Genomic DNA, 12,322 nt, shown 5'->3' on the forward strand with positions numbered 1-12,322 from the left:
GAATTTTTTTTGTTTATAAAGTAAAAAGATACATTATAATTTTATTGTCGAGAATTTCTATCAATTGAATCATTAATATAGTTTTTAATAACTAATTAAATAAATTATGAAAATACTATAAAATTGTAATATTTTTAGTTAAATCACGGGAAATTTTCCTTGATTTGTGGTATTATAAAGGATAGATTAAATTTTGATAGAGGAGGAATTTCTGTGAATCTTGAATATCCATATAGTTATGAAAATGTAGAAGATATGGCGAGTAAATATTTACCAGAAGAGCAAATAAAAACAATAAGAAAAGCTTATGAATTTGCAAAAGTTGCTCATGAAGGACAATTTAGAAAATCAGGGGAACCATACATATTACACCCAGTTCAAGTTGCAGGAATTTTAACTGAGCTTAAATTAGATTATGCAACAATTTGTGCAGGATTTTTACATGATGTAGTGGAAGATACTAAGTATACATTTGATGATATTAAAGAAACATTTGGTGAAGATATAGCTGTAATAGTTGATGGTGTTACAAAATTAGATAAAGTAAAATTCCGCTCTAAAAAACAATCACAAGCAGAAAATCATAGAAAACTATTTGTATCTATAGCAAAGGACTTGCGTGTAATTTTCGTTAAGTTAGCAGATAGGCTACATAATATGAGAACTATGAAATATATGAGAGAGGAAAAACAACGTGAAATCTCTAGTGAAACACTTGAGATTTATGCACCTTTAGCTCATAGACTAGGGATAAGTTCGGTAAAATGGGAGCTAGAAGATACTTCACTTAGGTATTTACATCCATCTCAATATTTCTCAATAGTAGGAATGATGAAACAGAAAAGAAGTGCTAGGGAAGAAAGCATAAAAGATGCATGTTCAAGTATTACCTCGATTTTAGCGGAAAACAATATTAAAGCCCAAGTTACTGGTAGACCAAAACATATTTATAGTATTTATAAAAAAATGGTTAAACAAAATAAAACTTTTGACCAAATTTATGATCTATTAGCTGTTCGTGTATTAGTTGATAGTGTAGCGGATTGTTATGCTACTTTAGGTCTAGTGAATAATCTTTGGGTTCCTATTCCAGGTCGAATAAAAGATTATATTGCTATGCCAAAACCTAATATGTATCAATCATTACATACTACGGTGATAGCACCAGATGGACAAACTCTAGAAGTTCAAATTAGAACTTATGAAATGCATGAGATTGCAGAAAAAGGGATTGCCGCTCACTGGGCTTATAAAGAAGGTAAGAAAGTAAATAAAAATAATAACTTCTATGAAAAATTAAATTGGTTCCAAAAAATCGCTGAAAATGATGAAACTGAAGCGACAGCAGAAAGCTTTATGGAATCATTAAAAGTAGATTTACTAAGTGATAAAATCTATGTATTCACACCAAATAGTGATATTATAGAATTACCAAAAGGATCATGTATTGTGGACTTTGCCTATGCGATTCACTCGGAAGTAGGTAATAAAATGGTAGGGGCAACAGTAAATGATAAAATAGAACCATTTGATTATGTACTTTCTACTGGTGAAATTTGTGATATTCGTACTAGTAAAAACTCTACAGGGCCAAAACGTTCTTGGTTAGAAATTGCGAGATCATCACAAACTAAATCAAAAATTAAAGCATTTTTCAAAAAAGCTGCTCGCGAAGAAAACTTAGTTAAAGGTGAAATATTATTAAAAGATGAGATTAAAGCAAATAACTTTGATGTTGATGAAGTGTTAACGGAAGAAAATATTGCAGTTGCACTTAATAAATATAAATTTGCTAATCTTGAAGAAATGTATGTTGCTATTGGTTATGGTGGTATAACAGCTAATAAGATTTTTGCTAGGTTGACAGAGAAAATCAGAAAAGAAAAGATGACTCAAGAAAAAATTGAGAAACTTTTCAATGCAGAAGAAACTAAAAAAATAGTGACTGAAACAGGTGTTTATGTAAAAGGTGTTGATAATATTCTTGTTAGATTATCAAAATGTTGTCAGCCTATACCTGGAGATGAAATTGTAGGATTTATTACTAAAGGACGTGGTGTTACTGTTCATAGACATAACTGTCCTAATTTAACAGAAGAGGACAAAGCCAGACTACTTGAAGTTGAATGGGTAGAAAGCTTAAATGCTCGTCGTTATAGTGTTACATTGCAAATACACGCTTTTGATAGAGATTTATTATTACAAAATGTACTATTAACATTAAGTGAGAGCAGAGTAGAAATAAAAAAATTAAATTCTGAATCTAAAGTTGATAAAACTTGCGTAATAACTATTGGAATATATGTGAAAAATGTTAGTGAATGTGAATTCATGATTAAAAAACTTAGACAAATTCCAGATGTTTATAGTGTAGAAAGAATAGTTAAATAGGTGGAAATATGAAAATTGTATTGCAAAAGGTTAAAAAAGCTAGTGTAAGTGTAGATAATAAAATAGTGGGAAATATCGATAAAGGATACTGTCTTTTAGTTGGAGTCCATAAAGAATCAACAGAAGAAGATGCTAGATATTTAGCTAAGAAAATAGCTCAAGCTCGTTTATTTGAAGATGAAAATGATAAAATTAATCTAAGTCTAAAAGATGTAGGTGGTAGTATATTATCAGTTTCACAATTTACTTTATATGCCGATACTAAGAAAGGTAATAGACCTAGTTTTACGAGTGCTGCAGGTGCAGAAAAAGCTAATGAATTATATGAAAAATTTAATGAATATCTAAGAGAAGAAGGTGTAAAGGTAGAGACTGGAATTTTTCAAACAATGATGGAAGTGAATATTGTTAATGATGGTCCAGTAACTATTGTTTACGAAAAACTATTAGCAGGAAATTAATATGAGAATAAAAAGAAGAAATGGAAATGGAGTATTATTAGTAATATTTGCACTACTATTATTATTAGTAATAGGAGGGCTTATAAACTTCATTGGAGAAAAAATGAATCCTTCGGCTGGTGCTCAGAATAATATTACTATTTCTAAAGAAATAGAGCTGAGAACAGGTCCGGATGATACATATCCAGTATTAAAAAAAGTAACTGCTGGGGATAATGTTGAAATGCTAAGTAAGTCGGATACTTGGTATGAGATTAAGACAAATGATAGTTTTGTTGGATGGGTACCAGGATGGAGCATTTTGGGAAGTGGACAGAAGAGCCCTGAAGATCAAAATAAAGAAAAGCTAAAATCTTATTCAATATTATTAAATCCAGTAACAAAACAAGATGAAGGTGTTGATTATAAAGGAGTACACGCTAAGTCTTATAATCTAAAAGTCGCTAAACAGTTAAAAGAATTATTAGAAAAAGATGGTATAAAAGTGATTTTAACTAGGGACAATGATGACGTTTCTCCTACAAAAGAAGAAATAACAAAAATTGCCGCAGAAAATTCAATAGAATTGTTAATGGACATAGATACTATAAATACTAGCAATAAAGATAGTTTCGGAGTAAAAATATACTACGGAACTCAACAGTCTGCAATAGTAGCGAGAAGCATCGAGAAAAATCTTTCAGATCACTATTTATCAAAAGTATCGTCTTCTGAAAAACAAGGGAATTTTTCTCAACTTAGTGATAAATTACCACAAGTAAAAGTTATATCAGCAAATTTAGATAAAAAAGTTGATGTAGACCTATTGAATAATGAAACTGTGAATAAGCAGTATATAGATTCATTAAAAGAGGGAATCGAGGGTTACCTATATTATCTAATAAATGTAGATAATTATAATGCTAAGAGAAAAGAACAGCTACTAAACTTACCTCAAAAAGGTCTTTCTGTTCCTATGTATTATATGAAACAAGATGCATATAAAAATATTTCATATGGATTAGATAGTAAGAAAACAATCGAGACTAATGGAGATGCTATTATTTCACTTGCTATGATTGCAAAGTACATAGGTAAAGATGAAGCAACAGTAGAAGAACTTGCGTCTTGGGCAGGAAATAAATACTATATTAAAAATCAAGGAACACAACCTACAATTGTCCCAGCTTTCGCAGATAAGTATAATCTTAAGGTTGAAAGAGTTGAGATGGACAAATTAATTGAAAATATAGAGAGTGCTATAAAAGACAATAAGCCAGTTCTTGTTAGATTAAAATCTGGTGTATTCGGTGATAGAGTAACGTACAAAGTTATTAGAGGCTTTGAAGATGATAAATTCTATATAAATGATCCAAATGATGATGATGTAAAACTTACAAGTTATAATGGATTTACAGAAAATGATCTAAAAAATAATATTGCTCAAGCATGGGTGTTTAGTAAATAAAAATATAGATTAACTTAGATAATCTCTAGGTTAATCTTTTTTTATTAAAATCAAAATTTCTATTGACTAAAAGTGTAAAATAAAATATAATAGTTAACATGATTAACTAATTAGTTAATATTGTGAACTATTATATTTAATAAAGGAGGTAGAAAATGAGCAAGAGTGAAATATCATATCATCAGGCAATCGATATGATGGAAGAATTCAGACAAATAATGAAAAGAATTCATAAAAAAAATAATGCTCCTATTAGAAAACCAGAGTTTCAAGCAATGTTATTTTTATCATATAAAGAAAAAATTACAATGCAAGAATTGGGTGAAGAATTATGTGTGACAAAGCCTAGGGTAACAGCTCTAGTAAGTGAGCTATTAGAAAAAGATTTTGTAGTTCAAAGTATAGATGAAAAAGATAAAAGGAAAAAATATATAAAGTTATCTGAAAGAGGAATCGAATATCTTGAATCACATAAAAAAGCTTATGAAGCATGGTTCAAATCTATGTGGGATAAATTTGATGCTAGAGAAAAGGAAGCTTTTAATATACTATTAACAAAAACAAATCTAGTATTACGAGAAGAAATACAAGATAAGGAGGATAACAATGAAACTAATTAAATATTTAAAGGGTTTCTTAGTGCCGATGATCTTTCTAGTTGCAATATTGGGGGTTCGTGTTGTTGCAGAGCTTGCGCTTCCAACTTACACAAGTAATATTGTCGATAAAGGTATTCAACAAAGTGGTATTGAAGATGCCGTTCCGGAAAAAATAAGTGAAAAATCATTTAGAGAATTGCAATTATTTATGACTGATGATGAAATTAAAAAAGTTTCATCTAAATATACAAAAGACGGTGATGTTTATAAACTGGATACTATAAATGATAAAGAACGTAGTGAATTAAATGATATATTAAAAAATACTATGACTGTAGTATCTGGTGCAAAATCTGAAAATCTAGACTTAGCTAAGGTCGAAGAAGGCGTAAAACTAGGTTTAGTTAAAAAGGCTAGCTTAATTGAACAAAAAAATAAATCAATAAGTGATCTAGGAAGTTCAGCTGATATGATTACAAAACAAGCTGGAATTCGTTATGTTAAAGAAGAATATAGAAATAATGTTGGTATTGATACTAATGAAATTAGAAAAAATTACCTTAAAGAAGTAGGTATTATGATGATAATTGTGACATTTATTTCTGGAATTGGAAGTATTATTTCGAATTTTATAGCGAGTAGAATTTCTTCGAAGATAGCTTATAATTTACGTGAAAAACTGTATAATAAGGTATTATCATTTTCTAAACAAGATATTGATAAGTTTTCAACTGCTTCATTAATCACAAGAAGTACGAATGATATTCAACAAATTCAGAATGCTTTAAATATGATGTTATTTATTGCAATTTATGCTCCGATGATGGCAGTATACGGAGTATACAAAGTTACACAAACAGATACAGGTATGACATGGATAATTGCGTTAGGTGTAGGTATCCTAGGTTTAACATTAGGAATAATCTCATTCTTAGTAATGCCTAAATTCAAAATTATGCAAAAGTTAATTGATAGAGTTAACTTAGTAACTCGTGAAGCATTAACTGGTATATCTGTAATTCGTGTTTTCGGTCGTGAAAAATATGAAGAAGAAAGATTTGATAAAGAAAATATTGTTCTTAAAAATGAACAACTTTTCATCAACAGAACATTGTCAGCACTTATGCCGATGATTATGTTAATAATGAATGGAATTGCATTATTAATAATTTGGGTTGGTGGAAAGAATATAGATGCTGGTAGTATTCAAGTTGGAGATATGATGGCATTTATAACGTATACAATGCAGATAGTAATGTCATTCTTGTTTTTCACATTCTTAATGATGCAACTACCTCGTGCTGAAGTTGCTGCTGGTCGTATCAATGAAGTATTGGCTACTGATGTAACTGTTGTTGACGGTGAAAATATCGATGATAGTAAACTACAAGATGTGAAAGGAAATCTTAAATTTGACAATGTTAGCTTCACATTTGATGGTGCTGATAGTCCAGTGTTAAGTAATATTAGTTTTGAAGCAGAAGAAGGAAAAACTACAGCAATTATAGGAAGTACTGGTAGTGGTAAATCTACATTACTCCATTTAATTCCAAGATACTTTGATGCTAGTGAAGGTGAAATTTCGATTGATGGAGTTAATATCAGAGATATAAGCTTAAGTAAATTAAGAGATATTTTAGGATTTGTTCCTCAAAAAGGTGTATTATTCAGTGGTAATATTGAATCAAATATTAAATTTGCTGATGAAAATATTTCAGATGAACAAATGAAAAAAGCTGCTGAAATTGCTCAAGCGATAGAATTTATTAATGAAAAAGAAGATAAATTTAATAGTGAAATTTCACAAGGTGGATCAAATGTCTCAGGAGGACAAAAACAACGTCTTTCTATTGCTCGTGCAATAGCGAAAAATCCAAAGATACTTCTTTTCGATGATAGTTTTTCAGCATTAGATTACAAAACAGATTTTAAATTAAGAAAAACTTTAAGAGAAGAAATGGCTGGGGTAACTACTATTATAGTAGCTCAACGTATCGCAACAATTCTAAATGCTGATAAGATTATCGTAATGAATGAAGGTAAGATTGTAGGAATTGGAAAACACCAAGAACTTCTAGAAAGTTGTCCAACGTATTTAGAAATTGCAGAAAGTCAACTTAGTGAAGAAGAATTAAAAAAAGGAGGTAAACATCATGGATAGAGATACAAAAATCGAAAAAGCAACTAATTTTTCTGGAACATTAAAAAGAATTATCAAATTGATGTTTACACAGTATAAATTCTCAAGTATATTGATAGTATTCTTTGCATTAGCTAGTACTGTATTTGGTATAGTAGGACCTAAGATTATGGGGAAAGCAACTACAGAACTTTTTGAAGGATTAGTAGCTAAGATTAGTAATGAAGGTAGTATTAACTTTGAGAAAATAGCTGGAATATTGCTTACTGTATTAGGTTTATATATACTTTCATCATTATTTATGTTTATTCAAGGTTGGTTAATGAGTAATATTTCTCAACAAATGACTTATGACATTCGTAAAGATATTAGTAAGAAAATAAATACTTTACCTGTTGGATACTTTGAACAACGTACAGTAGGTGAAACTTTATCACGTGTAACAAACGACGTAGATACGTTAGGTCAATCGCTAAACCAAAGTTTTACACAAATTATTTCTAATACGGCGACTGTATTAGGTGTTCTCGTAATGATGTTTACAATAAGTCCTCTAATGACATTAATTGCGTTAGCTTTAATTCCAGTTTCGGGGATATTATTAGGTGCTATAACAAAATGGAGTCAGAAGTATTTTAGAAGTCAACAAAAAATGCTTTCTGATGTGAATGGGCAAGTAGAAGAAAGTTTCTCAGGTCAAAATATTATTGCAGCATTCAACTATAAAGAAAAAAGTGTTAAAGAATTTAATGATAAAAATGAGCAATTATATACATCATCTTGGAAAGCAAACTTTTTCTCAGGATTAATGTTCCCTGTGATTAACTTTGTTGGTAACCTTGGTTATGTTGGTATTGTATTCTCAGGTGGATTATTAGTTTCTAAAGGAACTATCGGTGTAGGTGATATTCAAGCATTTATCCAATATATAAGAAACTTCACTCAGCCAATTGGTCAAATAGCACAGTCTATGTCAGAAATTCAAAAAATGGCTGCGGCTGGAGAAAGAGTTTTTGAGTTCTTAGATGCTAAAGATGAAGAAGATGTAGAAGTCTTAGAAACAGTTACTAACAAAGAAGGTAATGTAGTATTCGACAAAGTTAAATTCGGCTATGTAGAAGATCAAATAATTATTAAAAACTTCACAAGTGATGTTAAAAAAGGTGAGATGATCGCTATAGTTGGTCCTACAGGTGCTGGAAAGACTACAATGGTTAAACTACTTATGAGATTCTATGATATTAATGGTGGAAATATCTTTATTGATGGAAAAGATATTTCTAAATTAGATAGAGCTGAGCTTCGTTCTTACTTCACAATGGTACTACAAGATACATGGTTATTTAAAGGAACGATAATGGAAAACATTCGCTATGGTCGATTAGATGCGACTGACGAAGAAGTAATAGAAGCGGCAAAAGCAGCACATATTCACCACTTTATAAAAACATTACCAGGTGGATATGATATGGAATTGAATGAAGATGCATCAAATATATCGCAAGGACAGAAACAATTATTAACAATTGCTCGTGCGATACTTGCTGATAAGCCTATATTAATTCTTGATGAAGCGACATCAAGTGTAGATACACGTACAGAAGTATTGATTCAAAAAGCTATGAATAAACTTATGGAAGGTCGTACAACATTCGTTATTGCTCACCGTTTATCAACAATTAGAAATGCAGATAAGATTCTTGTGTTAAAAGATGGGGATATTATCGAACAAGGAAACCATGATGAGTTATTAGAACAAAAAGGCTTCTATTCAGAATTATATCAAAGTCAATTTGCAGAATAATTAAGAAAGACATTTAGAGAATTATCTCTAGATGTCTTTTAATGTTATTTTTTTGACAATATAAAGCTAATAAAGTATAATTATCTCATATTCGAGATAATTGTTAAAAGAAATATTTATAGTAAAAACAGGAGAATCCTTATGAATAATGAGTTTAAAGCCGTTATCGGAATAATGAGAGCAAGCAATTTATTAGTAGATGATTTAAAGAAAACTTTAAAGAATTATCCAATTAATGCGACTGAATTTGCTGTTATGGAATTTTTATATAGTAAAGGTGAGAAGTGTATTCAAGAAATACGAGATAGAATATTGCTTGCTAGTGGAAGTGCAACTTATGTTGTTGATAGTCTTGAAAAAAAAGAATATGTTATTAGAAAAGTTTGCCAAAAGGATAAAAGAGTAACTTATATAAGGTTGACTGAAGAAGGAATGAAATTAATCGATGATATTTTTCCAATTCATAAAAAAAATACTAAGAGAATTTTTGAAAAAATAAATGACAAAGAGTTAGTAATATTAAAAGAAATCTTAAAAAAAATAAACTAGAGGCTTACGCCTTTTTTAATAAATAAATATCTTGAAATTGAGATAATATAGGAGGATATAAAATGATAGAGTTAGGAATTAGTACATTTGGTGAAACTACAGAAATTGAAGGTACAGGAATAACACCTGCACATGATGAACGTATTAGAAATATGATTGAGGAAATGAAACTTGCTGATGAAGTTGGTTTAGATCTTTATGCAATCGGTGAGCATCATAGAGAAGATTTTGCAGTATCAGCACCTGAGATATTACTTGCAGCTGGCGCAGCTGTTACTAAGAATATAAAATTAAGTTCAGCGGTAACAGTATTATCATCATCAGACCCAGTAAGAGTTTATCAACAATATGCAACTATTGATGCAATATCTAATGGTAGAGCAGAAGTAATGGTAGGTCGTGGATCATTTACAGAATCATTTCCGTTGTTCGGTTATGATTTAGGCGATTATGAAGAACTATTCGATGAAAAATTAGCAATGTTAGAGAAAATTAAAGCTAATGAAATGTTAACATGGGAAGGAAAACATACACAAAAGGTAGAAAATAAGGGAGTATATCCAAGAAGTGTTCAAGAAGACTTTCCAATTTGGGTAGCGACAGGTGGAAATACAGAGTCTACTATAAAAATTGCTCAAAAAGGATTACCGATAGCATATGCTATAATTGGAGGTCAATACAAAGCTTTCAAAGGTTTAATAGATTATTATAGAGCTATAGGACGTAATGCAGGTCATAGTGAAGATAGATTAAAAGTTGCTTCACATTCTTGGGGATTTGTAGCTGAAACGGATGAAGAAGCGATTAAAAAATATTTCCATCCTACAAAACAGGTTGTTGATGCAATTTCGAAAGATAGACCGTTTTGGAGACCTCTTACTTTCGAACAATATTTAAATAGCGTAGGGCCAGATGGATCTATGTTAGTAGGTAGTCCAGAAATAGTTGCAAATAAACTTATCGATATGATAGAAACTTTAGGACTAGATAGATTTATGCTACATTTACCACTTGGCTCTATGCCACATGAAGATATAATGAAAGCTATAAAACTATTTGGAGAAGAAGTAGCTCCACGAGTTCGTGAATATTTTAAAAATAAATAAGTAATTGAAATACAATTTCTAATTCAAGTAAAGCTATTTTTTCTAAAAAAACATACTCTATGTTATAATAAATAGACAATAAAAAGATGGAGAGTACAGATGATTTTAGATAAGTATAAATATTTATTATTTGATTTAGATGATACTTTATTAGATTTCGGTAAAGCACAAGTTTTAGCTTTTAAAAAATTATTGAAAGATGAAAATATTGAGTATAATGATGAGTTGTTTGAAAAATATGAAACGATAAATAAATCTTTATGGAGAAGTTTTGAACGTGGAGAAATATCGAATAAAGAAGTCACTAGTGAAAGATTTATAAGATTTTTTAAGTTGTTTGATAGAAAAGTTGATGGTAGTGAAGTAGATAAAAGATATAGAGGGTATCTTGCTGAAGGAAATCAACTTTTTGATGGAATAATTGAGATGTTAGAGAAACTAACAACAACTCATAAAATATATGTAGCTTCTAATGGAATAGGTGTTACTCAACAAACAAGATTAAAAAATAATAATCTTAATAAATACTTTGAGAAGATTTTTATTTCCGAAGAAATTGGAAGTAAAAAGCCAGATAAAGAATTTTTTGATATTATTTTAAAAGAAATCTGTGTTGAAAATAAGGATGAAGTTTTAATGATAGGAGATACTCTTACATCGGATATATTAGGTGCTAATAATGCAGGGATTGATAGTTGTTTAGTAGATATTCATAAAATCTCAAATCCAGAGCTAGTACCTACGTATAAAATTGAGAAGACGATAGATTTATTGGAATTATAAAAAGGAGTCTAAGTTGAAAAAATATCAACTTAGACTCCTTTTTTTATAAACTATGATCGTTGTATTTAATATTTTCTAGCGCGATAAAGCAATGTTCAATATTATATTCTTCTTTAAGAAGTATTTTTACATTTTCTACTATTGTGTAATCTTTAGCTGTATTATACTCATTTAAAAGAATGTGCATTGCTGCGTTGATTTCATTTGTATCAGTGTGCCAAATGTGAAATTCATGAATATCTACGATGCCTTCTATTTTTTTAATCTTATTGTAAACTTCTTTAGTATCTAGAGTAGTAGCTTCCATTAAAATTACAAATGACGATTTAGTAATTTTATATCCGCCTTTAAATAATATTATACTGATAATAATACTCATAATAACGTCAACAATTTGATAGTTTGTAAAGTAAATAATTGTTGAAGAAATTATAATTCCAATTGAACTAATTAAATCACCAAGGAAATGCCATAAAGCACTTTGAATATTAAGATTATCTTCTTCTTTTAAACTTTTTGTTAAAATTATTGTTACTACAATATTGAAGATTAATCCTATTGTCGATATTATAAGCATTGATTTGAAATCAATGTCTTTAGGATTGAAAAATCTCATAAATCCTTCAAAAATTAAATAAATAGAAATACCAATTAGCATTAAACCGTTAATAAAGGCAGCTAATACTTCTAATCTCACAAAACCAAAAGTGTATTTTTTATTTGGCTTTTTTGAACTGAATATCAAAGCAATTAAACTAAAACCTAATGCGATAACATCAGAGAACATATGGAATGAGTCACCTAATAACGCTAATGAATTAGAAAGAAGCCCCCCGATATATTCTAATAATGCAAAACTTATTGTTAAAATGAATGTTGTATAAAGTACTTTTTTTGAATATGATTGAATTTTATAATGTTTTTTATGATGAAAATTTTTTTGTATCATTTTATCCTCCTTAATTTATAATATTGTTATTATAAATCATGAAGTAGAACTTTACAAAAATACTGCACTGATAACAATTATTAGTACTTTTAT

At 29.4% G+C, this 12,322-nt stretch carries 10 protein-coding genes; 9 read left to right on the top strand and 1 reads right to left on the bottom strand.

Translation table 11 applies throughout. From position 1 onward, the window contains the following. Positions 1-213 precede the first annotated feature (213 nt). From ACWOA3_RS01150 to ACWOA3_RS01190, 9 genes are all read left to right on the top strand, one after another. Positions 214-2,391 carry a RelA/SpoT family protein gene (locus tag ACWOA3_RS01150; protein WP_003146465.1) on the top strand — a complete coding sequence of 726 codons (2,178 nt, stop codon included), beginning with the start codon at positions 214-216 and terminating at the stop codon, positions 2,389-2,391. 8 nt (positions 2,392-2,399) lie between these two features. Next, on the top strand, positions 2,400-2,852 hold the full coding sequence (gene dtd, locus ACWOA3_RS01155) for a D-aminoacyl-tRNA deacylase (protein WP_003146463.1): 453 nt from the start codon (positions 2,400-2,402) through the stop codon (positions 2,850-2,852). 1 nt (position 2,853) lies between these two features. Then, positions 2,854-4,299: an N-acetylmuramoyl-L-alanine amidase gene (locus tag ACWOA3_RS01160; RefSeq protein WP_456883822.1), complete on the top strand. Its 1,446-nt coding sequence runs from the start codon at positions 2,854-2,856 to the stop codon at positions 4,297-4,299. 155 nt (positions 4,300-4,454) lie between these two features. Then, a complete protein-coding gene (locus ACWOA3_RS01165; protein ID WP_456883823.1) occupies positions 4,455-4,919 on the top strand; it encodes a MarR family winged helix-turn-helix transcriptional regulator in 465 nt (154 codons plus the stop codon). After that, positions 4,906-7,059 carry an ABC transporter ATP-binding protein gene (locus ACWOA3_RS01170; RefSeq protein WP_456883824.1) on the top strand — a complete coding sequence of 718 codons (2,154 nt, stop codon included), beginning with the start codon at positions 4,906-4,908 and terminating at the stop codon, positions 7,057-7,059. Before ACWOA3_RS01165 ends, ACWOA3_RS01170 begins: the two co-directional genes overlap by 14 nt. Then, the gene (locus ACWOA3_RS01175; RefSeq protein ID WP_456883825.1) at positions 7,052-8,842 is read left to right on the top strand and encodes an ABC transporter ATP-binding protein; all 1,791 of its coding nucleotides are present in this window, start codon (positions 7,052-7,054) and stop codon (positions 8,840-8,842) included. The genes ACWOA3_RS01170 and ACWOA3_RS01175 overlap by 8 nt, the downstream gene beginning before the upstream one ends. Before the next feature lie 141 nt (positions 8,843-8,983). Beyond that, a complete protein-coding gene (locus tag ACWOA3_RS01180; RefSeq protein WP_456883826.1) occupies positions 8,984-9,391 on the top strand; it encodes a MarR family winged helix-turn-helix transcriptional regulator in 408 nt (135 codons plus the stop codon). A 62-nt stretch (positions 9,392-9,453) separates the two neighbouring features. Beyond that, positions 9,454-10,497, top strand: a complete 1,044-nt coding sequence (locus ACWOA3_RS01185; protein ID WP_456883827.1) for an LLM class flavin-dependent oxidoreductase — start codon at positions 9,454-9,456, stop codon at positions 10,495-10,497. Positions 10,498-10,596: 99 nt separating this feature from the next. Further along, positions 10,597-11,280, top strand: a complete 684-nt coding sequence (locus tag ACWOA3_RS01190) for a YjjG family noncanonical pyrimidine nucleotidase (protein WP_456883828.1) — start codon at positions 10,597-10,599, stop codon at positions 11,278-11,280. Between the two features lie 43 nt (positions 11,281-11,323). On the opposite strand, the gene ACWOA3_RS01195 is transcribed toward ACWOA3_RS01190, so the two are convergent. Then, on the bottom strand, positions 11,324-12,229 hold the full coding sequence (locus tag ACWOA3_RS01195; RefSeq protein WP_456883829.1) for a cation diffusion facilitator family transporter: 906 nt from the start codon (positions 12,227-12,229) through the stop codon (positions 11,324-11,326). Between the last annotated feature and the right edge of the window lie 93 nt (positions 12,230-12,322).

The sequence above is a fragment of the Gemella taiwanensis genome, assembly GCF_054054385.1.

What these genes read in the sequence shown, in the direction of transcription:
- dtd (WP_003146463.1), top strand. Translation starts at nt 2,400, where the DNA reads ATGAAAATTGTATTGCAAAAGGTTAAAAAAGCTAGTGTAAGTGTAGAT.
- ACWOA3_RS01160 (WP_456883822.1), top strand. Translation starts at nt 2,854, where the DNA reads ATGAGAATAAAAAGAAGAAATGGAAATGGAGTATTATTAGTAATATTT.
- ACWOA3_RS01165 (WP_456883823.1), top strand. Translation starts at nt 4,455, where the DNA reads ATGAGCAAGAGTGAAATATCATATCATCAGGCAATCGATATGATGGAA.
- ACWOA3_RS01170 (WP_456883824.1), top strand. Translation starts at nt 4,906, where the DNA reads ATGAAACTAATTAAATATTTAAAGGGTTTCTTAGTGCCGATGATCTTT.
- ACWOA3_RS01175 (WP_456883825.1), top strand. Translation starts at nt 7,052, where the DNA reads ATGGATAGAGATACAAAAATCGAAAAAGCAACTAATTTTTCTGGAACA.
- ACWOA3_RS01180 (WP_456883826.1), top strand. Translation starts at nt 8,984, where the DNA reads ATGAATAATGAGTTTAAAGCCGTTATCGGAATAATGAGAGCAAGCAAT.
- ACWOA3_RS01185 (WP_456883827.1), top strand. Translation starts at nt 9,454, where the DNA reads ATGATAGAGTTAGGAATTAGTACATTTGGTGAAACTACAGAAATTGAA.
- ACWOA3_RS01190 (WP_456883828.1), top strand. Translation starts at nt 10,597, where the DNA reads ATGATTTTAGATAAGTATAAATATTTATTATTTGATTTAGATGATACT.
- ACWOA3_RS01195 (WP_456883829.1), bottom strand. Translation starts at nt 12,229, where the DNA reads ATGATACAAAAAAATTTTCATCATAAAAAACATTATAAAATTCAATCA.